The sequence below is a fragment of the Streptococcus pseudopneumoniae genome, assembly GCF_001074975.1.
Taxonomy (GTDB): Bacteria; Bacillota; Bacilli; order Lactobacillales; family Streptococcaceae; genus Streptococcus; species Streptococcus pseudopneumoniae_D.
Genome location: NZ_JUUO01000088.1, coordinates 21,852 through 46,682, shown reverse-complemented (window position 1 = coordinate 46,682; position 24,831 = coordinate 21,852). Strand labels below are relative to the sequence as shown.

Sequence of the window (24,831 nt, the reverse complement as noted above, 5' to 3'; positions counted from 1 at the left end):
TCCAATATTGTTTATTTTAAATCTAATTTTCTAACCTCAGTTATCATTTGGCAAACTATAGCAATGCCAATAATTAAAATACCTGATAGTAAAAACCAATGATTTACACCGATTTTATCAGCAAAGAATCCAGAAAGAATTAACCCAATTGGCATAGCAAGTGACATGATACTTCCGATCAAAGAAAATACACGTCCTAAATATTCAGGCTTAATTTTCTCCTGAAAAAGAGCTGTTTGCACACCGCTATAAAATGGCACCGAAAGCCCCATTATTGCACAGCAAACTACGAATATTACAAATCCATTTGGAGGAAGTATTCCCGAAACGGCTAAACTGGTCCCCATTATAAAAAATGAACTTGTTATTAGTAATACATGCTTTTCGAAGCCCCCTAATCTTCCTAATAATAAGCCTCCTGCTAGCATCCCAAATGCAAAGGAAATTTCCGTAATAGAAATATGCACAGGCGTTCCATTAAAGTGTTCCATGCTTATTAAAGGAAATAGTGCATTGATTGGCATATAAACAAAAGTATATAGTGTTCCTAAGAGTAATAAGGCAAACAATCCTTTGTTTTGTCTCAGAACCACAACTCCTTCTTTCATCTCCCTTATGAAATTTGGTTCTAAACTTTGCACTTGATTACCCAGCTTAGGTATACGTACAATTGCTACCGTAATAGATGCAATCACAGCACCCAATACGTCGATGGCAATAATAGCATTTAAATCCCAAACGGAGTATAAGAGTGCTGCAACTGCCGGACTAACAATATAGCTTATAGACTGCAAAGACTGACTATAGCCTGCGCATTTCGTTAGCTGTTCTTCTGGTACTAAAAGTGGTGTAACCGCATTGAGTGCTGGGGTATGAAAAGCTGTTCCAATGCTACGGATAAACAATACTATCATAATCATCCAGACAGGTAGCTCCATACAGAATGCAACAATAGCAAGCACTGCACCAGCTGCTGCGATAATTAAATCGGCACCAATCATTATCTTCTTCCTATCATGACGATCCACTAGCACACCAATGGCAGGTCCCAAAATCGCATAGGGTAAAAAACCTACTAATGAAGCCATAGACAAGACCATCGCAGATCCTGTTTTTTCTGTAAGGTAAAAAATAATCGCCATTTGCAGGATGGCACTAGTGATTAATGATACTGCTTGCCCTGCCCATATTGCATAAAATTTTCGTTTCCAATTGTTGTATTTTTCCATTTATATTATCTCCTGCATATTATTTTGCTTGAATTTCTATTTTGAATAGCATTCTAGGCAATAAAAAATGCAGGCCAAACCCCACAATGTGGCTTTTGGTCTGCATACATACAATTTGGAAACATTCATATTAAAGACATAGTTAAATAAAGGTATAGTTAAATAACCAATATCCTCACCGTAACTAATGAATGCTCAATATCGTATAAATAAGCACAACAAAAAAGCCTATCATCGGGTATAGATTCTGCTTTTTTTATTGCCAGCTTATCTTAAACGCATTGAGGCTGTCATAGTTTCGGTTCCTCCTACATCTTTGTTTATATCAATTTATAGTATAACACAACAAGATGATATGTTCAATATAAAAGTTATGGAATGAGACTCATACTTCCAATTCGATGCCAGATTTAAAGGATATGACGAAGTTTTCTTCATAGACTGTAACGCTCTGGATTATCTTCCTTAGTAGCAAGCGATTAGCTTTCACAAAATCTTCTGTTTGTAGTTTTAAAAATTCATCAGGATTTTCTAACTCAACCTCAAAATATTTCATTTTACATTCCCTCATTTCATTTATTGATAAATTGAGTTTGCAAAAAAGAGTGGACAATTTTTGTCTACTCTTAACCTTTAAAATAGTTTTTTTTAATCGATTTGAAGTTGCCTAAATTATTACTTATTCGGTAAAATGAAGTATTGCTTTCAACAGATTTCCTTCAACTACACTTCACTTGATTCAAACAAGGTGGGTACATTTCTATTCCCACAAACTCCTTGTCAATGGAAACAAACACGTACCCACAGGGTAAATGGAAATAGAAACTGATAATTTCTAGCTATCACTTCTACTCATTCCAAAAATTTTCTCACTCTGATACTTACCCACCATAAAGCAAAAAGCCTTGCAATCAAGGCTTTCATTATCCCTTTCGTTCAAAGGTTTCTAAGCTTTTACGAGCAGAGCGACACACTCAGCGGTTCGCTATCTCCGTTCTGTCTGCGTGCTAGCACTTGTCAATCACGGACAGCTATCGCATGGGCGGAAGTAAATGCTAATCTTCGTCGTTTTACTCCTTGACTAGCAAACTTACCGCCTCAACATGGTCTGTCTTGGGAAACGGTGCTCAACAAACGTCAAGCTTTCCGAGAAGCATTTTATGGCTATCAAATTCAAGCGGTCGCAGAAATGACCGATACTGAATTGGAAGACTTGCTGGATAATCCAGCCATCATCCGAAATAGAGCCAAGATTTTTGCTACACGCGCTAACGCCCAAGCCTTTCTACGACTACAGGAAGACCATGGCTCTTTTGATGCCTATCTTTGGTCTTTTGTTGAGGGGAAAACGATTGTTAACGATGTTCCCGATTACCGCCAAGCCCCAGCTAAAACACCTTTGTCTGAGAAATTAGCCAAAGATCTCAAAAAACGAGGCTTCAAGTTCACAGGACCAGTCGCTGTCTTGTCTTTTCTACAGGCTGCAGGGCTAGTTGATGACCACGAGAATGATTGTGAATGGAAAAGCAGGAATTAGTGTGTACAGGTAACTAGCATATCTGAGAATATAGAAAAAAGCTGAGAAATTTTTCCCAGCTTTTTATATATACTATTAGATTTGTTAGAGTGAAGTCAAAAAAGTGATTCCACCTAAAATAACACCAGCTGAATTTGGAATGATTAGTATCCAATCCTTCTTAGGTTCCTTTGTCCATCCATAAATAACCCAGATTAAGCAAGATATAGCAGCTGATAAAGGTTGAAATGGTTGAGCTTTATTTCCCTGTAAATTAGCGATAATTTGAGGTATGTAGGCAATAAATACTATAATTCCAATAAAGGCACCAATAGAACCTACGATTCGATTAATTTTTTGTTTTGTCATATACACCTCCTTCAAAAGGATATCATAGAAATTAGCGAAATGCAATAAATTCAGATACAAATTGTAACGAAAACGAATACAAAAGCACAAAAATAGAGAAACTATTTATTTTTTGTTATAGTCAAAGCGAATGATTTGCTCCTTTGCATCTACATGGGCGTGGACTCCAAAGGGAACAATGGCTCTTGGAGTTGCGTGGCCGATATTCAGATTATAGACAATCGGGATATTGCTGTCAATAATATCCAATAGTGCCTCTTTATAGTCGTCATAGAAAGTTTCATCCATAGGTTTTCCGACCAGTAGTCCACTGATGACCGCGAATATGCCAGTGTCCTTTAAAGTCCGCAACATCTTTTTGAAGTCTTCTGGCTCAGGCTTTTCTTCGCTTGTTTCTAGCAAGAGGAGTTTTCCTTCCCAGTCTGATAAGTCAGGGAAAAGTTTGTACTTTTGGCAGAGGTCCGTGCTATCTGTGTATCGAGAGTTGTCAAAGATATCGTAGAGGGATTCGAGGCAACCACCGAGGATTTTTCCCTCGAACTGGGCATTTCCTTGCAACAACTCAAAACCGGTATTTGCATGCCTGACACGAGGTGTCCCCAGAGCCTTGGGACTGAAGTCAGTCCTTTCCTCATACCAAACGTCACTAGGGCGGATTTCTGAGATTCTTCCCGTCTCAATCAATTCTTTGAAGTAGTGAAGGCTATAGGCTAGCATTTCTTTGTCTAATTCACAAATGTCTGCTAAAAAGGATTGACCATAAAAAGTCTTGATTCCTAGTTTATGCAACATGAGATGGTTCATGGTTGTATCCGAGAAGCCAAGAAAAATCTTTTGTTTGATAACCTTTTGTAGTTGGTCATTTTCAAAGAGGTAGGGTAGCAAGCGATAGGTATCGTCTCCACCAATGGCGCATAGGATCATGTCGATGCTATCATCAGAAAAGGCATGAATCAAATCCTCTGCACGAGCTTCAGGATGGTCCTTGATAAAGTCTAAGCCTTTTAGAGAATGAGGTAAAAAGATAGGATTGACTCCTAGGTTCTTAAGACGTTGGACACCCAAGTCCACTTCGTGTTTGACAAAGTCCTCTCCGATAATGCCACTAGACAAGCTCACAATACCAATAGTAGAAATCATATCTTATCCTCCTAGAAATAGATTGAGCCTATTTTATCACAAAAGATAAGAGAAATCCATGTGGGATGTCAGAAGAATACTTTAAAATCAAAAAAGTAAGTGAAAAAGCAACCGCACCTGCAGTTGCTTTTATCGTTCTTCTTAATAGCGTGTTGGTCCTGCACTTGCGCTACGGATATTCAAGCGTTTCTTGAGATAGAAGCGAAGGGCTAGGAGGGCTGCTCCGATAATAGCCAGTGGCACTGGAGCAAGGACTGGGTTAAGGCTAGCTGGTAGGAAGCTTGTTGCAAAGAAGACAAGCAACCAAAGGAACATAGAAGCTAGGATAACTAGTACAGATTTCCAGAAAGGTGGACGTTGACTGCGGTCCATATCTGGTCCATAATATTGGTAAACGAAGTAGTACATCAAGTAGAAGGCAAATCCACCAACCAGTCCAACTAATAGGAGAGTGACAAATCCATAGCCAAAAGCCTGATCTGCCGCAAAGAAAGTTGTGAGGGCGCTGACGAGGGCAAAGAGGCTAGTGATGAAAAGAGCTGAGTCCATAATCATCAGTTTTGGATCATCATTTTCTTTTGGATGCTCTTTTTCGTACTGCTCTTTGACAGTGAAACTATGAGCCCAATGAGTTGGCGCGCCATAGAGGGAGCGAGCAGTCGTACCCTTGGCTTGCCCTTCAAGGATTTTGGGAATGACTTCCTCAAAAATAGCCTTGATTTCAGCGTCTGTTTTTCCATCTTTGATGAATTGTTGGGTAGCGATGTGGACAAACTCTTGGTTTTTCTTTGTTAATTTTTGTAGATCAATCTGAGACATAAGTATTCCTCTTAGAACCATTTTTTATGGATGAGATAGAGAGTGAGTGAGACACTCATAGCAAAGGCGATAAAGACGATTAACCAGAAGGCATTCGGTTCACCGTTTAGGGGGATTTCATTATCCTTAAAGTTCATCCCGTAGGCAGAAAAGACCATGGTTGGGATGGACATAACGATGGTCACAAGGGCCAAGGTTTTCATGATGTTGTTCTGGTTGTTGGAAATGATAGAGGCGAAGGTCTCCGTCATAGAATGCAAGACGTTTCCATAAATGTCTGCCATCTCAATGGCCTGTTGGGTTTCAATCAGGGTATCTTCAAGCAGGTCTTCGTCCTCAAGGTATTTCTTGATATTGCTGGTTGAGCTAGTCAATTTCTTAATCACGCGCTCATTGGTTTTGAGGGAGGCCTTGAAATAGACAATGGTTTTTTCCAATTCCATGAGCTCAATCAATTCTTCATTACGAGTTGATTGATGCAGTTGACTTTCGATTTGTTCACTCTTACGGTCAATCGAACGAAGGGCTGTTAGGTAAAGCTCTGCATTGCGATAAAGAATCTGAAAGATAAAACGCGAACGCATGAAGGTATAGAAATTACGCAAGCGACGGTTGATAAAGACATCGAGGACCGGTAATGGTTCCAAACACGTAGTGATAATGGTTTCCTCAGTGATGATAATACCAAGCGGGATGGTGACGTAGTAGGTGCGGTTATTTCTTTCCTCTGTGACCGGCACGTCTACGATAATCAGGGTATATTCGTCTTCAATGGTAATACGAGACATTTCTTCCGCATCGAGCGGTGCTCGAAGGTCAGCGATATCAATATCGAAGGCGTTAGCGATTTCGAGTGATTCATTTTGAGTCGGATTAACGAGATTGATCCAAGTACCCGGTTCAAGCGTATCTATCTCTTTAAATTCAGTTGTTGTAGAGAGAAAAACTTGTTTCATATCCCTTATCCTTTCTCATTTTTCAGATTTTTTCACACCGTACTATTATACTACAAAATCGGCCTTTTTCAAAATAAATCTAACAAAAATCCTGTTGCTATTGGATTTTTACTTTGTCTTGAAATGTTGATTTTTAAATTTGCTCCCCTTTTTGCTCCCCCTATAGTGCTTTTAGTGCAGTTTCGTAGAATGATACTGCTTTTTTTGCGTTCTCTTTTGAGAGGTGGCTGTATATATCCATGGTCATTGATAAAGTGGAATGACCTAGGCGGTACTGGAGTTCCTTGTATGGTATTCCAGAGTTAAGCAAGAGACTAGCGTGAGTGTGACGGAATCCGTGAAAGCCAATGTTAGGAACGTCAGCACGCTTAAAATGTGTTTGCAGTCTTCTTTTAAGTCTTGAACTGCTAGGATACTCATGAATGAAGTCAGAAAATACCACGCTTTCACGTTGTCTTATCTTCCAGGCCTCTTTAGTTTGGCGTAGTTTGTACTGTTTTAGCATGCTAACAGTCGCTTGATCTATATCTATATCCCGATGACTAGCCTTAGATTTTGGGCTATTAATTTCTAAATCACGATTTAGTGTTTTGGTGACATGTACCACGGCATTATCTAAATCTATATCAGACCAGGAAAGAGCTAAAGCTTCGTTGATACGGCAACCAGTAGCCAATAGGAACTTATAGAGTGTTGTCTCATAGTAATAACGGTATCTATGAGTATCTAAATTATCGAGATAACCAAGAAATTTTTTTAGTTCTTGATTTTCAAAGTGTTTTACCTTTTGGCGCTTTGCTTTCTGAGTGTTACGAGGTAAAACAACATCACGCGCAGGATTGGACGGTATAGCTTGCATGGTTACGCCATACTGTAAGATACGTTTGTTTAAAGCGTGTATCTTGTCATAATGTAGAAAAGCCCCTTTTTCCCCTCTATTGGTCTTGTCAGCAAGTTCGTTGATAATAGACTGGATAAGTGGAGTAGTGAGCTTATCGAGCTTATAAGCCCCCAAAATAGGCAATATATGATTATCAATTAACTTTCTAACATTGCCTTGAGTGTTTGGCTTAACCGTATTCTTATAACTTTCTAACCAGAGATTGGCTAATTCTTGATAGTTTTTTATGGTGCTAGCCTTTTGTCTAGTAGATCCTGCTTTCTGAAAAGCAATTTTTTCTTGAGTAGCTTTCTGCTTAACTTCCTTTTGTGTCCGCCCCGTTACCTTAGTTTTAACTTTCTTTCCTGTTACCTGGTCAACTCCTAGATATACATTAGCACGGTAAACTTTACTACCGTCTTTTTTTATAACTTCAGTTATTTTCATGATGATAAACCTTTCTAAAATACATCAGCAGGCAAGCCATTATCAAAAAGGTTTTATATCATGCTAGGGCTTCACAGATTGCCCTGTATTCGATTTTAAAGAGTCAGGCGGTAAATAATACCAGAGTTGGAAACAAGGCGGATATAGGGCTATTATGGGCTTGTTTATAGTAAGCAGGCCTGTATTTAAAGTTTTTTATCGTCAGTTAGCCGTTTTAAAGTTTTTTCAAAATCCGAGTTTATCTTTTGGGTTTTGTTGAATAGCTGGTATTCTGCTTTTGCTTTATCTTTCGCAACCTTGGAAGTGATTTTCCCATGACCTTCTAAAATATCGTATTCTTGGAAAGTTAAAAAGCGGTCAATGCTTTGGGCTAGTTGTTGCATTGTCTGAGCTTTTCGCTGTTCTATCTGTCTTTCCAGGTAATCAAAATAGCTAGATATTCCTCTTTCAAGGGAACGGATTTCTGTTTCTGAAAGGTAATTCTTTGCTATTTGAGTATCTGCTTGCAGTATGCGACCGTTAGGGGAGTTTTTCCATGTTGTCAGTCCCATGTTGTCTTTTGTATGGTCTGCTTTCGTGTAGATAATTTCCGCAGCAGTTTGGCCAGTGATTGCATAATGAAACTTATTCTGTACATCAGCATAGAATTGCTTAGTCAATGTACTTTGTGGGTCATAGTCAATAGAGATTTCTGCAAAAATATCTGTAATCTGTAACCATATACGACGCTCACTAGCTCGGATAGAGCGCACGCGCTCCAAGAGCTCACGGAAATAGTCTTTTTCCAGCAAGTTTTCGCCTTGTTTCAGACGGTTGTCATCCATGGCGAACCCTTTTATCATGTACTCACGAAGTACCGAAGTAGCCCACTGTCTAAATCTCGTAGCTTTTTGGGAATTGACACGGTAACCAACTGAAATGATGGCGTCAAGGTTATAGAAATCAACTTGGCGTACAACTTCACGACTACCCTCTATTTGAACTGTTTCCATTTTGGAAATAGTTGCTTTTTCTTCTAATTCGCCCTCTTCAAAGATATTTTTTAGGTGTTTACTAATTGCAGGAACACCGACATCAAACAAGCGAGCCATTTCTTTCTGACTAGCCCAAATTGTTTCGCCTTTGATGATGACACTAGCTGTCTCGCTATCGTTTTCAGCAGTATAGATTAAGAATTGTAATTCGTTCATGAGATCCTTTCTAAAATATTGTGAGTAGTTGACATTTGTTGACATCAACAAAATGCTCAACAATGGGGTTTTTAGTTTAAGCACGAGCGAACCACGAGAAAGCACGCGCTTCAGGATTGTTGAACATTGTGGCGCGTGGGTTAGTCTTTCTTTTCAATATCAATCATTATTTGAATATCTTCATCATTCACTTTGTAATCCTGAGTACCTTCACCAATCCACCAATTTAATGATTTTAAAAATCCATATTCTTCTTTACTAACTTTTCCATATTGATTTTCGAACCAATCGAAATAATTGGATTGAATTTTTGAAATTATTTCACGCTTAATTATTTTAAATAATTCGCCCTTATCATATGGTGCAATGTATTTTTTTAGAAAGCCTATACTATCATCATCAATATCTATGCTAACAGTAAATGAATTATAATCCAAATCATAAAAGTAAGCTGAAATATACCAGATACTAAAATTATCTCCCATTGGGGTATTCATAAAATTAACTTCTAACCCAAAATCACAACTAACTTCAATATCTATATTATCTGCTTGATGCTGATAAAAATCCAAACTCTCTATTTGAGAACTGTTAGGCTTTTCATCTAATTCAAATGATTTTAGAGAAACTTTTATATCTTTATTATCGTATATACTTTCTACTTCGTAATCATAGGGTAAAAAGTCAAAAAAATCCTTTGGTTCTATTTTTAGCGCCAAACAAATTTTATTTAATGTTATGTAATCTATTTTTGTACTGCTGTTATTAACAATTTTAGACAAGGCTGCTGGAGTTATTCCAGTTTTAACTGATAGCCATGCAGCTGTTTTTTCTTTTGTCTTCAAGATATTTGCTAAATTATTTTTTATCACAACCATCCCTCCTTAGATACATTTTACAATTATCTTCTGAAATACACAATAAAAAATTATCGCAAAGAATAATTTTTTTGTTGACAATTTATTTTTTATTGGTTATTATTATTCTATGCGATAATTATTGCATAGAATAATAACGAGAGGGGTTGACGATATGAACAATAATTTTCGTGTCATATTAGCAAAACAACGTAAAAAAGTTAGTGACGTTCACAAGGAAACAGGCATATCAAAAAGCGCACTCATATCACTATACTATGAACGCACAAAGCGCCCAGATATTGAAACCTTGCAAAAGGTAGCCGAGTATCTAGGCGTTACCATTGACGAACTACTTACCGTTGAAGATTAGGAGGGACACCATGAACATTGTTTACATGGACGGCAAGAAAGAGCCGTATACTACAAGCGAGATCATTGCTGAATGCGCTGAGGTTAAACACGATACAGTACAAAGCTTAATAAGAAATCATCAAGAGGATTTTGAAAGCTACGGAATAATCGGATTTGAAATCCGTAAATTAGATGGGCGAGGGCGACCAATGAAAATCTATCGCTTAAATGAACAACAAGCTACTTTGCTGATCACTTACTTAAAGAACACCGAACCAGTAAGGCGTTTTAAGATGAACCTAGTCAAAGCATTCTTTGAAATGCGTGAGGAACTTTCTAAGTTTCGTATGCAGAGGGAGCTAGAAAAGCCAAAAAGAAAAACACTGCATGACAGTATTGAGACATGGACTAATGCCCCAAAGCACGCGCATAGCACCATGAACAACTTGCTACTGAAGGCAGTAACCGACAGGAACGCTAAGCAGTTAAGGGAAGAACGTGGGGGATACAATGGCATTGATAGCTTGACCAGTGACGAGCTGGAGCAATACCAAGCATTTGAGGATATGGTAATAGCCATGATTGGCTTGAATATGAGTTACCAAGAAATCAAGGCTATGGCATTCAGAAATAAAAAAACACGCCAAAGAAGCGCGTGAGAGCAACAAAAAAGGCTTACCGAGACCAATCAGCAAAGCCTTTCACACTAACACTAAAACGAATTTAACAAAAAGCAGGCAAGCTATTATCAAAGAGGTTTTAGTAAAGATTTATACCTAGATTATAGCATATTTAGGGCAATTTGACCATACGGAGAGCGCCAACTCTTAAAACTGGTACTTTCTCACGCTTTCAATTTGGCGAGTCTGAGCGTGGGGCTGTAGGCAAGAAAAAAAGTATTAAAAAGCCATCGTTGCAAGTATAAAAAGATAGAAAAAGAGGTAAAAAACATGACAACAAAAAAAGCAACATCAAGCCAACAAGTTCTATTATCGGCTAAGAAACTAGCAGAATTAGGGAACGAATTAACCGACATCATGAATGTTTTAGAAATGAATAACCTAGCTCTTGAAGGGCTTGAGTTTGCACTACAGAAAGATACAACCATGTTCTTATGGCTTGCTAAAAAATACACTGATACAGCATACGCCCAGAATGAAAAGCTATACGATCGTCTAAATGAAATAGCCTTTTTGCTTTTGAACAATGACGACGCTAAAGAGCTGGAGGCATACCATGACTAAAGATATTAAAGAAATGGCACAAGCCGAAGACGACTTGCTGAATATGGAACAACCTAAACAAGTGGACTATATCAAGAATTACAAAGCGAGGGCATGACATGAATGAATTAGATTTGACCAATACACAAGCGGTTGTCTCTATGGTGGTATTGATTGGCTTACTGCTTTATATAAACCACCTAGACCGCAAAAAAAGCGCCCAATTTGAGCGAGAAAACCAACAGACGATAGAAACACCTAGCGAGGATTTAAACCCTGAATATGGGCGATATATCCAGCTTGCAGGGGTAAGAGTTTACGGAGGGATGAAATGAGTTACATAGTGAAGATATACCTTGATAGTGAAAAAATACCAGATGAACCTTATTTTACTAAAGAGATTTTTCTAGCTACGTGTATGGACAATGCAACAAAGTTAGCTGTAACTATGGGCTTGTTGACAAAACAAGCGTTTGATTTAGAGACTAAGACAGCTATTTTGAAAACCTTGGATACAATCATAGAAACTCAAAAAGATATTTTGCAAGGGGGAGCGAGCGGACAAATAACCTTTGTGAATAAAAGCAAAGGAGAGGAGGAACTGAATGAGCCTATCAGAGAATGATAAGAGAGTATTAAGACTAATCAAGATAGGGGCTGAGAACTCCATAACAGGGGCAGAAATCAGCCTGATCACTAAGCTAGCAGAAAGAACCGTGCAAGATATTATCAGCCGTCTAATCACGCGCCATAGTGTTCCTATTGTTGGGGTTCGCCATGGGACATTTAGAGGATATTTTATCCCAGCTAACAAAGAGGAGCTACTGGACGGTGCAAAAACATTTTACAATCAGATACGAGAAGAAGAAAAGCGCCTAGCGGTGTTGATGAACAGCGACCTAGAAAGTTACAAAGAAACCTTGAAGGAGGTGGGCGGATATGTTTAGCCTAAGCCGAGAAAGCGAGCAAGATCTAGCGCATGGCATTCTGGAGGTAGTGGAAAGATACCTTGAAGCGCGTGATACAGTCAAACCACGACTGACAGGCTTAATATCAGCCCAGGAAGTCATGGACGAGTTAGATATAAAATACATGACACTCCAAAAGTGGGAAAAAGCAGGGCTAAGACGATACCAGCCCCCACTAGAAGATACTAGGAAAATCTATTACAAAGTTACGGACATCTGGAAGTTTATGGGGGTGGAGAATGGCAAAAACTAAAATATATTTTTGGCTAAAAATTGATAAGAAATTTTTTGATAATATTTTTATCAAGAGACTAAAAACGGTACCTGGTGGGTACACTATGACGGTGATTTATATTAGGCTCATGCTAGAGAGCTTAGAAAGTGACTGTATTTTATACTATGAGGGTTACTTTGACAATCTCAAGGAAGAGTTAGCCCTAAAATTAGACGTATCGGAAGATGATATAGATATGACCATGGCATACTTTACTAAGTGTGGTCTAATACAAGTTGATGAAGATAAAAACGCAGAACTACCGCAGGCAAAAGCCTTGGTACAGCAGGAAACCAACCAAGCAGCATACATGCGAGAATATCGGAAACAGCAACGAGAACAAAAGGAAAATCTTACAATGTCATCTGACAATCTTACATTGTTAACTACATGTAAGACAGAGATAGAGAAAGAAAAAGAGATAGAGATAGAAGAAGAGATAGAGAAAAAAACTTCTTCTGCTCCTACTGCTGAAATCTCTAACTATTACCAAAAGCGTATAGGGGTTATGGATGGGCAACAATATCAAATACTGACTGACTATCTCACTCTTGACGGTATGGAGCTAGAGGTTATCAAGATTGCTATAGACAAGGCTGCAGATAACGGCAAGCGATCTTTTAGCTATATCAATTCAATACTCAAGAACTGGAGACAGAATGGTATTAGAACCATGGTACAAGTCGAAGATGAACAGAGACTGTTTCAGCAAAAGAAACAAGGTCAGTCTGACGATGATATTCAAGATCCGTTTATCTACTGACGGAGAGGAGAAACAATGGAATTACTGAATACAGACCAGCTCAATGAAAAAATAAAGGTCACTGATGAGCTTTGCCCAACCCATCAGATTAACCTAGTACAATTCAAAAAGCCAGATGGTTATACATCACCCTACTGCATGGAATGTACTAGGGAGAACATCAAACAGACGGAGCTAGAGGGCATAGAAAAAGCCCTGGGCCATGATCTGGACTCTTCAACCTATGATGTGCTAGCGCGTGAAAGTACGGTATCAAATGAGCTGAGAGAGGCCTCTTTTAGCACTTTCAAAGCCGAGACAAAAGAGGAACACGAGGCCAAGGAGTTTGCTATCAAACAAGCTAAGGAGTACCTAAACGGTATGACAGGAAACACGCTAATTATGGGCAATCCAGGTACGGGCAAAAGTCATTTATGCTATTCTATGGCCAAAGCCATTAACGAGGGCTATAAGTCTAGGAATGAGCCTAAGAGTGTGCTTTTTGTCAGTATTACTGAGATTATCACGCGCATTCAGTCAGGTTGGCAGTATAGACAGAGTGATTTTACAGAGTATGACGCCTTGAAGTTGCTGACTGAGGTTGACTATCTCTTTATTGATGATTTAGGAACAGAAAGCGTTATGAACAACCAAAAAAATGAAGCTAATAATTGGGTACAGGCCTTTCTTTTCAAGATTTTTGATAAGCGAGACACAACTATCATCAACACCAATCACAACGGAAAAGAGCTGGCCAGAATCTATAATGATAAGCTAGTCAGTCGCATTGGAAAACAATCAGAGGGGAACGTATTTATTATTACAGACATTAAAGATAAGAGGATGAAGCGCAATTTTTAACCAAATAAAGAAAGGAGAAAGCCCCATGATAGAACCAGCATACTTTGAACAGGCAGATCAGGAACTGGAGGAACTCAATCGCAAACGTGACGATTTTATGGCGGATGCTACACCAGTATGTCTTGAAGATACGCCTAAACTGATTGAACTAGGTGAGAAGCTCCGGACGGAAGACACCAGCATAAATGCCTATGAGTTATACAGACACCCTGAAGCGCGTGCAAAGTTATTCGCCCAAATCGCGGAAGCCTGCTTCTTGCTGATTGCAGATAGTTCACCAGTACCAGTGCAGCCGACACAAGCACAGCGGATACATTTTTGCGAGTACTTGGAAGGACAATTCCAGAATATCATTAAGAAGTTGATTGCAGGAACTGACAAGCAAGTTCTAGAGTCTTTACTTGAAGCTTTGCAACTACCCAAAGAAAAACAAGCTCAATTTGTCCGTGATGTGGTAGTAAGTGGCTTACTCAGTGAAGAATAGTATCAAAGGGGCATTGCCTCTTTTTGTGCTTTCACTACTACTGAACCCAATCAATTTGGGTTTTTCCATATAGGGGGAAATAATGAAGCAGTTAGCAATAGAAACAATCACTAAACCAATGAAGCTGAGAGGAATATCTAAGGGTATAGCAGAGTTGGACGGTCAACGTTTAGAGATTGATTTGGATAATTTAATGATTGATTTTGGTGGAGAGTCATTTGAATTAGACAGAATAGCAGGAACTAAGGGAGGTAATCGATATTTCTTTCTTTGCCCTGATTGTGGTAGACGGTGCAGGTTGCTTTATAAACGGTATTTGTATTTTAGTTGCGGTACTTGTCTAGATATCCACAAGCACACCCTGAACCGTAGTAAAACGGATTGCCAATACTACTGGGAGCTTGCGCTAAAAGAAGCCAGAAAGGTAGAACCAGGGTGGAGTCCTAGACGTGGTGGATATATGTTTGATGGTTTCCCTGAAAGACCAAGGTATATGAAACGTGACAGGTATCATAAGCACTATAAGAAGTTTTTGAAGTATATTGAAAAAGGGGATAGATTTTGGCTGAATGGTTCGAGATTGTGAGACAATATGAAGTAGTGTGCAATTTACAAAACAAACAAATACTACATATTAGACGGTTTGAATGTTAAAAAAGCTAGATATATCAAGGATTTAAGTAAGTAGAGCGTTCCAAAAAAGGGTGCGGTAAGCGTTCCAAAAAATGGTAAGGTTTTGGTTAGGTAGTGGCAGTAAATATGCCTGACAAATGGCAGGGTTATGTGTGTTGAACTCCGAGCGAACGCCGAGAAAATGCAAAAAAAGCCAGCACAGGGCTGACTCCTTTGTGATATATCCGATAAAAATATTATATCATAGAGGAGGCCGAGGTATGACACCAGAGCGGGTAAAAGAAAAACTAGAGGGCGTTAAGTGGATAAGCAAGGAAATCAAAGGCTTATATTTGGAATTGGAGGCCCTGGAAGGTGGTATTATCAAAAAGCCAACACTAAGCCATAGCAGGGTACAGGCAAGCAGAGAGAACAAGACAGAGAACAATCTTATAAGTGTTCTAAAACTAAAAGAGGATACGCTTCAGAGGATTGAGCGACTTACTGAAGAGAGAACGGAAATATCTAGGCTGATTGATAAGTTGGTCAATCCGCTTGAGCGTTCTGTTCTAAGACTTTTTTATTTGAATAATCTAGACGCTTGGCAGGTTGCTGAGGAAATAGATAAATCAAAGACTACAGTATATCGAGTAAAGCAGGAAGCTATAGAACACTTGAGCAAGGTGGAAGGAGCGAACTAATGGAGCTGGATAAGTTTAAAACGATGATGAACGTCAGAGAGCGGATGACTTACTTTCTGAGATTCCAGAGGATGGCAGGGAGTGAAAACCAAGTTACGATAGATGAAGAGGCTTGGGAACTTGTCTTACCTGATCAGTGGAATTTGAGCGGTGAGCATGAAAAAGCAATCCGTGAGGGGTTGGAAATATTCGCCCAAGACATCAATGGCATAGAGAACAAGCGAGCCAGAAAATACTTTATTATCCATTATTGCTACATGAGGAAGAAAACAGTAAGCGAATGTTTAGAAATTGCTGGGACAAAATCCACTAGCTACCACCGATATAAACAGATAGCCGTCTTAAACTTTGCGAGAATCCACCAGAACGGAGAGCTAGAAGCATATAAGTAGGCATTTGTGGTGTTTTGTTGAGAAATGTTGAGATTTAAGTGAGGGGGGATGAAATGATTGAAGATTTTTTGATTGATTTGGAGAATATCCAATTAGAGGGTATGGAGATAGATTTAAACATGGATTTTGAAATAGATGTTGACCTTGATGGTTTAGATTTAACCTTACTACAAGAATTAGAAGCGTAAATGTTGGCAAATGTAGGCGTAGGCTTCATATTCGCCCCTATTTCACTTGGTTTCGTACTGGACAACTAAAACACCATGGATAAACTAGAAGCTCTCAGAAACGAATCTGGGGGCTTTTGTGAGGTCATAATCTTATAAACCACGCGCTTCATGGTATAATATACCTATCAGCAACTAGCAATAAAAAAAGCACGTTTGACCGTGCTAGTTTCTTGCCTGCTGAACTCATCAAATCCTAGCCCTTTCGAGGGCTTTTTTGCTCCCCTTTTTGCGTACTTTAGGGGAGCAAGTAGTAAATAGTAATGTTAGTAATTTTTATTAAAAAGCGCGTGATATAAGGGTTAGGAAGCTCTAAAGAAACATAAAACAAGCAGTTCTTGATTATACTACAAATTCAGCCTTTTGGGTAATAGAATCTCACTTTTTTTGGTATAATGGTAAGCAATAATGGACTAGAAAGAACAAAGATGCAAGATAAAATTGTCATTCATGGGGCGCGTGCCCATAATTTAAAAAATATTGATGTGGAGATTCCACGAGACAAGCTAGTTGTTGTGACAGGTTTGTCAGGTTCAGGGAAATCCAGTCTGGCCTTTGATACCCTCTATGCGGAGGGACAACGTCGCTATGTGGAGAGTTTGTCAGCCTACGCTCGTCAATTCTTGGGAAATATGGAGAAGCCTGATGTAGATGCCATTGATGGCCTCAGTCCAGCTATTTCTATCGACCAGAAAACGACTAGTAAAAATCCTCGCTCGACGGTGGGAACAACGACTGAAATCAATGACTATCTGCGTCTCCTCTACGCACGTGTGGGGACGCCTTACTGTATCAACGGGCATGGAGCTATCAAGGCTTCTTCTGTGGAGCAAATCGTGGATAAGGTTTTGGAGTTACCTGAACGCCAGCGCCTACAAATTTTAGCACCAGTCATTCGTAAGAAAAAAGGCCAACATAAGAGTGTTATCGAGAAGGTTCAGAAAGATGGGTATGTCCGTGTCCGTGTGGATGGGGAAGTCTATGATGTGACCGAAGTGCCTGAGCTGTCTAAGAGTAAGCAACACAATATCGATGTCGTAGTTGACCGTATCGTTATCAAGGAGGGCATTCGTAGTCGTCTCTTTGATTCCATTGAGGCTGCCCTTCGTATTGCAGAAGGTTATGTCATTATCGACACCATGGACGCCTCTGAGTTGCTCTTCTCTGAGCATTATGCCTGTCCAGTTTGTGGCTTTACTGTTCCAGAGTTAGAGCCGCGTCTCTTCTCCTTCAATGCTCCTTTTGGCTCTTGTAGTGAGTGTGACGGCTTGGGCATCAAGTTGGAGGTGGATACTGATTTGGTAGTGCCAGATGCCAGCAAAACGCTACGTGAGGGGGCGCTGGCACCTTGGAATCCTATCTCATCCAACTACTATCCAAACATGCTAGAGCAGGCTATGACGGCCTTTGGAGTGGATATGGATAAGCCTTTTGAGGACTTGGCAGAAGAAGACAAGAACTTGATTCTCTATGGGTCAGATGGTAAGGAATTCCATTTCCACTATGAGAATGAATTTGGTGGCGTGCGCGATATCGATATTCCTTTTGAGGGAGTTGTCAATAATATCAAACGTCGCTATCACGAGACAAACAGCGATTACACGCGCACCCAGATGCGTCTTTACATGAATGAGCTGACTTGTGGAACCTGTCACGGCTATCGTCTCAATGATCAGGCCTTGTCTGTCCGTGTGGGTGGCGAGCAAGGACCACATATCGGAGAAATTTCAGACCTGTCTATCGCAGACCACTTGGACTTGGTGAGCCAGCTGACCTTGTCTGAAAATGAAGCCATCATTGCTCGTCCCATTCTCAAAGAAATCAAGGACCGTTTGACTTTCCTCAATAACGTGGGGCTTAACTATCTGACCCTGTCTCGTTCAGCAGGAACCCTTTCAGGTGGGGAAAGTCAGCGTATTCGTTTGGCAACCCAGATTGGTTCTAACCTATCAGGTGTTCTTTATATTCTAGATGAGCCGTCAATCGGTCTTCACCAGAGGGATAATGACCGTTTGATTGCCAGTCTCAAAAAGATGCGTGATTTGGGCAATACTCTCATCGTGGTAGAACACGATGAAGATACCATGCGTGAGGCGGATTATCTGATTGACGTTGGTCCTGGTGCGGGTGTTTTTGGTGGGGAAATTGTTGCGGCAGGTACGCCTAAACAGGTAGCTCGTAACAGTAAGTCTATCACAGGCCAGTACTTGTCAGGCAAACGTGCCATTCCAGTACCAGACGAGCGCCGTGTGGGAAATGGTCGTTTTATCGAAGTGACAGGAGCGCGTGAGAACAACCTGCAAAATGTCACAGCTCGCTTTCCACTAGGAAAATTCATCGCTGTTACAGGTGTGTCGGGCTCAGGGAAATCGACCCTAATCAATAGCATTCTCAAAAAAGCTATTGCCCAGAAGCTCAATCGCAATTCAGACAAACCTGGTAAGTTTAAAACGATTACAGGGATTGAGCATGTAGACCGTTTGATTGACATTGACCAGAGTCCAATTGGACGAACGCCAAGGTCTAACCCAGCTACCTATACAGGAGTTTTTGACGATATACGTGACCTCTTTGCTCAGACTAATGAAGCCAAGATTCGAGGCTACAAGAAGGGTCGTTTCAGTTTCAATGTCAAGGGTGGTCGTTGTGAAGCCTGCTCAGGTGACGGGATTATCAAGATTGAGATGCACTTCTTGCCAGATGTTTACGTGGCTTGTGAAGTCTGCCACGGGACCCGCTACAACAGTGAGACCCTAGAAGTCCACTACAAGGAAAAAAATATCTCGCAGGTCTTGGATATGACCGTCAACGATGCGGTAGAATTCTTCCAACACATTCCCAAGATTCAACGCAAACTTCAGACCATCAAGGATGTGGGACTGGGATATGTAACGCTAGGGCAACCAGCTACCACCCTTTCTGGGGGAGAAGCCCAGCGTATGAAGCTGGCTAGTGAACTCCACAAACGATCGACAGGAAAATCTTTCTACATTCTGGACGAGCCAACGACAGGACTTCATACCGAGGACATCGCTCGCTTGCTCAAGGTTTTAGCTCGCTTTGTCGATGATGGCAATACAGTTCTTGTCATTGAGCACAATCTGGATGTTATCAAGACGGCAGACCATATTATTGACTTGGGACCTGAGGGCGGTGTCGGCGGTGGAACCATCATCGCAACAGGAACTCCAGAAGAAGTAGCGGCCAACGAAGCCAGCTACACAGGACAGTATTTGAAAGGAAAATTACATCATGAATAAACGCGTACAAGCATTTCTAGCTAAAATGCAAGAAAAAGAACTAGATGGTATCATCATCAACAATCTTAAAAACGTCTACTACTTGACTGGTTTTTGGGGCTCAAACGGAACAGTCTTTATCAGCCGCGACCGTCAGGTCTTGGTGACAGACTCTCGCTATATCATTGCAGCCAAGCAAGAAACCAGTGGTTTTGAAATCGTAGCAGATCGCGATGAACTGGCTGTCATTGCAGGAATTGTCAAGGACATGGGCTTGTCTCGTATCGGTTTTGAGGATGAGATTTCAGTCTCTTATTATCACCGTATGCAGGCAACCTTTGAAGGAATTGACTTGCTTCCACAGACTCAGTTTGTTGAAGGTCTTCGAATGATTAAGGATGAAGCGGAGATTGCAGCTATTCGCAAGGCTTGTTCTATCTCAGACCAAGCTTTCCGTGATGCGCTTGACTTTATCAAACCAGGAAAAACTGAAATTGAAATTGCCAACTTCCTTGACTTCCGCATGCGTGAGTTGGGAGCATCTGGCTTGTCTTTTGACACAATTCTAGCTAGCGGTATCAATTCTTCCAAACCCCATGCCCATCCTATGCACAAACCAGTGGAGCTAGGAGAAGCCATTACAATGGACTTCGGTTGCCTTTATGACCACTATGTCAGTGATATGACACGGACTATCTATCTGGGGCATGTTAGCGACGAGCAAGCAGAGATTTACAATACGGTTTTGAAAGCTAACCAAGCCTTGATTGACCAGGCTAAGGCAGGATTAGGTTTCCGAGACTTTGACAAAATTCCTCGTGATATCATCATCGAGGCAGGCTATGGCGACTACTTTACTCACGGTATCGGACACGGTATTGGGCTGGATATCCATGAAGAGCCTTACTTTAGCCAAACTTCTACAGAAACTATTAAGGCAGGTATGGCCTTAACCGATGAACCGGGTATCTATATCGAAGGTAAATATGGCGTTCGTATTGAGGATGATATCCTGATTACGGAGACAGGTTGTGAATTATTGACCCTAGCTCCAAAAGAGTTGATAGTTATTTAAGAGTTAAACAACTCAAATGATTGACTTTTAAATTTTAAAGGTTTATACTGAAAGACGAAAACGGTAGGTGAGGCTACCATAGGGATACGGATGACTACCGCAAAGCAGTGGAGACACTACTCGTTGGTCAACAGTCCTGGTCGCGAAGGCCAAGACTAAGCTCATTACATTGCCCTATGGAGTTAAAGCTTGAACGAAAAACAGATAGTTAGTTTTTTAATCCTGCCATTTTATGGTGGGATTTTCTACTGTTTAAATCAAAGAAAGGAGATAAACGATGCAAATTGACGATCATCCGGAACCGCACATACACAGCCAATCGCTGATTTGTGTCGTTCTGCCTTTATAAAGCGATTGGTCTCTGTGTATGAAACACATCATTCATACAGATAGGAGAAACCAATGAAAACTACAAAAGAAAGATTAGCAACAGCTATTCATACAGCTTTAAACGAAACTCTATCTTTTTATAAGACAAGTCTAACAGGCTTGACTGAGGAGCAGGTGGAGAAAAATCGTGACCTATATGGTGAAAATACCATCACAAAGGGTCAAGAAGACAGTATCCTCAAAAAGATTTACGAATCCATTATCAATCCTTTTACGATTATCTTACTGGTCATCGCCGTGATTTCCTTGGTGACCAATGTCTGGTTGGCAAAACCAGGTCAAGAAGATCCGACAACTTCCATTATCATCGTTGTCCTAGTCCTCATTTCTGGTGGCATACGCTTTGTCCAAGAACTCCGTAGTGATAAGGCTGCGACCAATCTATCAAAAATGATTGTCAACACAGCGACTGTCATTCGTCAAGGAGAAATTCAAGAAGTACCTATCGATGATTTGGTAGTGGGTGACGTGGTTAAATTAAGCGCTGGAGACATGATTCCAGCAGATCTTCTTTTATTTGAGTCGCGTGATTTCTTTGTACAACAGTCTGGCTTGACAGGTGAAAGTGAATCGGTTGAAAAATTGGCCTTGACCAAGGCAACAGTTCAACAATCTGATAGTCTGCTAGAAGCAGAAGCGCTCGCCTTTATGGGAACCAATGTCTTATCTGGTAGTGCCAAGGCCGTGGTTTTAGCAGTTGGTGATGATACCATGATGGGGGCCATTGAGCAGACTTTGAACACCTATGATGAACCTACTTCGTTTGAGCGGGAGATGAATAGTATTTCGTGGCTCTTGATTCGTTTGATGCTGGTCATGGTGCCCATCGTTTTCTTGTCCAATGGTTTAACAGATGGAGATTGGTTAGAAGCTGGCGTATTTGCTTTGAGTGTTGGTGTTGGATTGACACCTGAGATGCTTCCTATGATTATCACGGCCAGTCTAGCAAAGGGCTCCATCATTATGGCCAAGGAAAAAGTGGTTATCAAGAAACTCAATGCCATACAGGACTTAGGGGCGATTGATATTTTGTGTACAGATAAGACAGGAACTCTAACCCAAGACGAAATTGTCCTTGAATATCCCTTGGACATCCACGGACGCTTGGATTTGACCGTCTTGAGACGAGCTTATCTCAATTCTTATTTTCAAACGGGCTTGAAAAATTTGATGGACAGAGCCATCATCAAACGGACTGAAAAGGAAGCCAAAGAACACACCCTCTTGCAAAATTTGGCTCAAACTTTTCAAAAAATAGATGAGCTTCCCTTTGATTTTGAACGTAGACGGATGAGTGTTATCGTTAAGGATGAACACAAAGTTGTTAGTTTGGTAACCAAGGGTGCCCTAGAGGAAATGTTGACGATTTCCAGTTATGCGGAATACCAAGGAGTGATTACTCCTTTGACAGATGGTATTAGAGAAGAAATTTTAACAGAAGTCAGACAACTAAATCAACAAGGTTTGCGTGTCTTAGGAGTGGCCTATAAGTCAGGTTTGAGGGAAGGTCATGCCTATACAGTTGATGATGAAGGGGATATGATTCTAACTGGTTATTTAGCCTTCCTAGATCCTCCTAAACCATCTGCAGCACCAGCAATTAAGGCTCTGTTAGAACATGGGGTTCAAACAAAGATTTTGACGGGAGACAACGAAAAAGTTACCCAAGCAGTCTGTGAAAAGGTTGGTTTGGATATTAATCAGATGCTGTTGGGGTCTGAAATTGACCAGATGAGTGATCAAGAATTGGCCCAAGCCGTAGAGGAGGTAACCGTCTTTGCCAAACTTTCACCTGACCAAAAAGCGAGGATTATTTTGCAATTTAAGGCTAATGGTCATGCTGTAGGCTATATGGGAGATGGAATCAATGATGCTCCTTCTATGAAAGTTGCAGATGTGGGGATTTCTGTTGATACAGCAGTAGATATTGCCAAAGAAATGGCTGATGTTATCCTACTTGATAAGGATCTCATGGTGCTTGAAAAAGGACTTGTTGAAGGGCGTAAGGTCTATGCTAATATGACTAAATATATCAAAATGACAGTGAGTTCTAATTTTGGAAATATCTTATCCCTATTGGTCTCTGGAATCTTTTTGCCATTTTTACCAATGGCACCAGTCCATTTGATTATCCTAAATCTAGTCTATGATTTGTCTTGTATTGCCTTGCCTTTTGACAAGGTGGATAAAGATTTTTTGAGAAATCCGCATACCTGGGAAGCTAAGTCCATCACACGTTTCATGGTTTGGATGGGGCCTATCTCTTCTGCCTTTGATATTTTGACCTTCAGTTTGCTTTATTTTATCATTGTACCCATGACGACAGGTCAAGCCTATGTCCATGGAGCGGAGTCTGCCGTAGGATTTATTGTCTTGTTTCAGACAGGTTGGTTTATCGAGTCCATGTGGTCACAGACCATGGTTATCCATATGCTGCGTTCAGCCAAAATTCCCTTTTTACAAAGTCGTCCAGCTTGGCTAGTCCTTGTGACAACCTTATTGGCTGCAGCCTTTGTGACCTTCCTTCCCTACAGTCCACTCGCAATCCTACTTCATTTAACTCCTTTAAAACCGATTTATTTCATCTTTTTGCTTTTCATCATTATTTTGTATATGATTAGCGTGACAATTGTGAAAAAAATCTATATCAAGAAATATAAAGAATGGCTGTAAATTTCATTTTGTCAAGAAAAAAGTACGAAAATGACGAAAAAAGTCAAAAAAATTTAAAAATAGGTCGCAAGTCGGATGTTTTTTATGGTATAATAGACTAAACTGATAGTAACATGTAGCGAAAGGGGTAGGTACATGATTAAAATTTATACAGTCTCAAGTTGTACTAGCTGTAAAAAAGCAAAAACCTGGCTCAATGCCCACCAGTTAAGTTATAAAGAACAAAACCTTGGTAAAGAAGGAATTACGCGAGAAGAATTACTGGATATTCTGACAAAAACAGATAACGGAATAGCCAGCATTGTTTCATCTAAAAATCGCTATGCCAAAGCCCTTGGAGTGGATATTGAAGATTTGAGTGTCAACGAAGTCCTCAATCTGATTATGGAAACACCGAGAATTTTAAAGAGCCCAATTCTTGTAGATGAAAAACGCCTGCAAGTTGGCTATAAGGAAGATGATATTCGTGCCTTCCTACCACGCTCTGTCCGTAATGTAGAAAATGCAGAAGCACGTTTGCGTGCAGCTCTATAAACATCAAGGCTGGGAGCAACTCCCAGTCTTATTCTATTTTAATTTCAAAAAGAAAGAAGAAAGAAATGAAAAAAATAGTTCTTGTTAGTCTAGCTTTCCTTTTTGTCCTGGTTGGTTGCGGACAGAAAAAAGAAACTGGACCAGCTACAAAAACAGAAAAGGATACGCTTCAGTCGGCATTGCCAGTTATTGAAAATGCTGAGAAGAATACAGTTGTAACCAAGACTTTGATCTTGCCCAAGTCAGATGATGGTAGCCAGCAAACCCAAACCATTACTTATAAAGACAAGACTTTTTTGAACCTAACCATTCAACAAAAACGTCCAGTCTCAGATGAGTTGAAGACCTATATTGACCAACATGGTGTGGAAGAAACTCAAAAAGCTCTCCTTGAGGCGGAGGAGAAGGATGAGTCCATCATAGAAGCTCGTAAATTGGCAGGCTTTAAGCTTGAAACAAAACTATTGAGTGCAACAGAACTTCAAACAACGACTAGTTTTGATTTTCAAGTTCTGGATGTCAAGAAGGCTTCTCAGTTAGAATATTTGAAGAACATTGGTTTAGAAACTCTCTTGAAGAATGAACCAAGCAAATATATTTCAGACAGATTAGCAAATGGTGCGACAGAACAGTAGAAAATCCAAATAAATAGACTGCCTGAATTGTAGAACGTAAGGAA

At 40.2% G+C, this 24,831-nt stretch carries 28 protein-coding genes, 1 pseudogene and 1 riboswitch; of the genes and pseudogenes, 20 read left to right on the top strand and 9 right to left on the bottom strand.

Annotated elements, in window-relative coordinates:
* Window positions 1–11 precede the first annotated feature (11 nt).
* Window positions 12–1,229, bottom strand: a complete 1,218-nt coding sequence (gene mef(A) / locus ADI86_RS04515) for a macrolide efflux MFS transporter Mef(A) (RefSeq protein WP_000417519.1) — start codon at window positions 1,227–1,229, stop codon at window positions 12–14.
* A gap of 385 nt (window positions 1,230–1,614) precedes the next feature.
* A complete protein-coding gene (locus ADI86_RS04510) occupies window positions 1,615–1,785 on the bottom strand; it encodes a hypothetical protein (protein ID WP_000873143.1) in 171 nt (56 codons plus the stop codon).
* A gap of 543 nt (window positions 1,786–2,328) precedes the next feature.
* Between ADI86_RS04510 and ADI86_RS04505 the strand changes: the two are divergent.
* Window positions 2,329–2,766 (top strand): annotated as a pseudogene (locus ADI86_RS04505) (DNA-3-methyladenine glycosylase I); the annotation flags it as partial.
* 84 nt (window positions 2,767–2,850) lie between these two features.
* On the opposite strand, the gene ADI86_RS04500 reads toward ADI86_RS04505, so the two are convergent.
* The 7 genes from ADI86_RS04500 to ADI86_RS04470 form a co-directional block, all read right to left on the bottom strand.
* Window positions 2,851–3,114: a SemiSWEET family transporter gene (locus tag ADI86_RS04500; protein ID WP_000166114.1), complete on the bottom strand. Its 264-nt coding sequence runs from the start codon at window positions 3,112–3,114 to the stop codon at window positions 2,851–2,853.
* 105 nt (window positions 3,115–3,219) lie between these two features.
* Window positions 3,220–4,254, bottom strand: a complete 1,035-nt coding sequence (locus tag ADI86_RS04495; protein WP_049531952.1) for a S66 family peptidase — start codon at window positions 4,252–4,254, stop codon at window positions 3,220–3,222.
* Between the two features lie 141 nt (window positions 4,255–4,395).
* Window positions 4,396–5,073, bottom strand: coding sequence for a DUF1129 domain-containing protein (locus tag ADI86_RS04490; protein ID WP_049531951.1), 678 nt, complete (start codon window positions 5,071–5,073; stop codon window positions 4,396–4,398).
* An 11-nt stretch (window positions 5,074–5,084) separates the two neighbouring features.
* Window positions 5,085–6,029, bottom strand: a complete 945-nt coding sequence (locus tag ADI86_RS04485) for a magnesium transporter CorA family protein (protein WP_000815623.1) — start codon at window positions 6,027–6,029, stop codon at window positions 5,085–5,087.
* Between the two features lie 160 nt (window positions 6,030–6,189).
* Window positions 6,190–7,356 carry a tyrosine-type recombinase/integrase gene (locus tag ADI86_RS04480; RefSeq protein ID WP_049531950.1) on the bottom strand — a complete coding sequence of 389 codons (1,167 nt, stop codon included), beginning with the start codon at window positions 7,354–7,356 and terminating at the stop codon, window positions 6,190–6,192.
* A 185-nt stretch (window positions 7,357–7,541) separates the two neighbouring features.
* Complete coding sequence (locus ADI86_RS04475; RefSeq protein ID WP_049531949.1) at window positions 7,542–8,546, bottom strand: virulence RhuM family protein; 1,005 nt, start codon at window positions 8,544–8,546, stop codon at window positions 7,542–7,544.
* A 140-nt stretch (window positions 8,547–8,686) separates the two neighbouring features.
* Window positions 8,687–9,418: a helix-turn-helix domain-containing protein gene (locus ADI86_RS04470; RefSeq protein ID WP_007284901.1), complete on the bottom strand. Its 732-nt coding sequence runs from the start codon at window positions 9,416–9,418 to the stop codon at window positions 8,687–8,689.
* 160 nt (window positions 9,419–9,578) lie between these two features.
* Between ADI86_RS04470 and ADI86_RS04465 the strand changes: the two genes are divergently transcribed.
* From ADI86_RS04465 to ADI86_RS04375, 19 genes are all read left to right on the top strand, one after another.
* Window positions 9,579–9,776, top strand: a complete 198-nt coding sequence (locus tag ADI86_RS04465; protein ID WP_049531947.1) for a helix-turn-helix domain-containing protein — start codon at window positions 9,579–9,581, stop codon at window positions 9,774–9,776.
* A 10-nt stretch (window positions 9,777–9,786) separates the two neighbouring features.
* On the top strand, window positions 9,787–10,416 hold the full coding sequence (locus ADI86_RS04460) for a Rha family transcriptional regulator (RefSeq protein WP_049531946.1): 630 nt from the start codon (window positions 9,787–9,789) through the stop codon (window positions 10,414–10,416).
* A gap of 291 nt (window positions 10,417–10,707) precedes the next feature.
* Window positions 10,708–11,001: a hypothetical protein gene (locus tag ADI86_RS04455; protein WP_049531945.1), complete on the top strand. Its 294-nt coding sequence runs from the start codon at window positions 10,708–10,710 to the stop codon at window positions 10,999–11,001.
* Between the two features lie 98 nt (window positions 11,002–11,099).
* Window positions 11,100–11,315: a hypothetical protein gene (locus ADI86_RS04450; protein WP_049531944.1), complete on the top strand. Its 216-nt coding sequence runs from the start codon at window positions 11,100–11,102 to the stop codon at window positions 11,313–11,315.
* Complete coding sequence (locus ADI86_RS04445; protein WP_049531943.1) at window positions 11,312–11,605, top strand: hypothetical protein; 294 nt, start codon at window positions 11,312–11,314, stop codon at window positions 11,603–11,605. Before ADI86_RS04450 ends, ADI86_RS04445 begins: the two co-directional genes overlap by 4 nt.
* Window positions 11,586–11,927: a hypothetical protein gene (locus ADI86_RS04440; RefSeq protein WP_049531942.1), complete on the top strand. Its 342-nt coding sequence runs from the start codon at window positions 11,586–11,588 to the stop codon at window positions 11,925–11,927. Before ADI86_RS04445 ends, ADI86_RS04440 begins: the two co-directional genes overlap by 20 nt.
* Window positions 11,920–12,201: a hypothetical protein gene (locus tag ADI86_RS04435; protein ID WP_000492138.1), complete on the top strand. Its 282-nt coding sequence runs from the start codon at window positions 11,920–11,922 to the stop codon at window positions 12,199–12,201. The genes ADI86_RS04440 and ADI86_RS04435 overlap by 8 nt, the downstream gene beginning before the upstream one ends.
* Window positions 12,188–12,985, top strand: a complete 798-nt coding sequence (locus ADI86_RS04430; RefSeq protein WP_049531941.1) for a DnaD domain protein — start codon at window positions 12,188–12,190, stop codon at window positions 12,983–12,985. The genes ADI86_RS04435 and ADI86_RS04430 overlap by 14 nt, the downstream gene beginning before the upstream one ends.
* A 15-nt stretch (window positions 12,986–13,000) precedes the next feature.
* The gene (locus ADI86_RS04425; RefSeq protein ID WP_004255085.1) at window positions 13,001–13,825 is read left to right on the top strand and encodes an ATP-binding protein; all 825 of its coding nucleotides are present in this window, start codon (window positions 13,001–13,003) and stop codon (window positions 13,823–13,825) included.
* A 25-nt stretch (window positions 13,826–13,850) separates the two neighbouring features.
* On the top strand, window positions 13,851–14,309 hold the full coding sequence (locus ADI86_RS04420) for a hypothetical protein (RefSeq protein WP_049531940.1): 459 nt from the start codon (window positions 13,851–13,853) through the stop codon (window positions 14,307–14,309).
* A gap of 82 nt (window positions 14,310–14,391) precedes the next feature.
* Window positions 14,392–14,895, top strand: coding sequence for a hypothetical protein (locus ADI86_RS04415; RefSeq protein ID WP_049531939.1), 504 nt, complete (start codon window positions 14,392–14,394; stop codon window positions 14,893–14,895).
* 307 nt (window positions 14,896–15,202) lie between these two features.
* Entirely contained in the window at window positions 15,203–15,622 is a 420-nt protein-coding gene (locus ADI86_RS04410; RefSeq protein WP_049531938.1) for a DUF1492 domain-containing protein, read from the top strand.
* Window positions 15,622–16,014 carry a hypothetical protein gene (locus tag ADI86_RS04405; protein ID WP_049531937.1) on the top strand — a complete coding sequence of 131 codons (393 nt, stop codon included), beginning with the start codon at window positions 15,622–15,624 and terminating at the stop codon, window positions 16,012–16,014. The genes ADI86_RS04410 and ADI86_RS04405 overlap by 1 nt, the downstream gene beginning before the upstream one ends.
* 53 nt (window positions 16,015–16,067) lie before the next feature.
* Window positions 16,068–16,202 (top strand): hypothetical protein, encoded by a 135-nt coding sequence (locus tag ADI86_RS12430; RefSeq protein ID WP_000568699.1) that lies wholly within the window; start codon window positions 16,068–16,070, stop codon window positions 16,200–16,202.
* 467 nt (window positions 16,203–16,669) lie between these two features.
* Entirely contained in the window at window positions 16,670–19,501 is a 2,832-nt protein-coding gene (uvrA, locus tag ADI86_RS04400; protein ID WP_049531936.1) for an excinuclease ABC subunit UvrA, read from the top strand.
* Window positions 19,494–20,555 (top strand): M24 family metallopeptidase, encoded by a 1,062-nt coding sequence (locus ADI86_RS04395; RefSeq protein WP_049515513.1) that lies wholly within the window; start codon window positions 19,494–19,496, stop codon window positions 20,553–20,555. The genes uvrA and ADI86_RS04395 overlap by 8 nt, the downstream gene beginning before the upstream one ends.
* A 56-nt stretch (window positions 20,556–20,611) precedes the next feature.
* Window positions 20,612–20,764, top strand: a riboswitch (M-box (ykoK) riboswitch).
* A gap of 193 nt (window positions 20,765–20,957) precedes the next feature.
* Window positions 20,958–23,618, top strand: coding sequence for a magnesium-translocating P-type ATPase (gene mgtA / locus ADI86_RS04390; protein ID WP_049531935.1), 2,661 nt, complete (start codon window positions 20,958–20,960; stop codon window positions 23,616–23,618).
* Window positions 23,619–23,753: 135 nt separating this feature from the next.
* Entirely contained in the window at window positions 23,754–24,152 is a 399-nt protein-coding gene (spx, locus tag ADI86_RS04380) for a transcriptional regulator Spx (RefSeq protein WP_000591165.1), read from the top strand.
* 65 nt (window positions 24,153–24,217) lie between these two features.
* On the top strand, window positions 24,218–24,787 hold the full coding sequence (locus ADI86_RS04375; RefSeq protein ID WP_049531934.1) for an SP0191 family lipoprotein: 570 nt from the start codon (window positions 24,218–24,220) through the stop codon (window positions 24,785–24,787).
* Window positions 24,788–24,831: the final 44 nt, after the last annotated feature.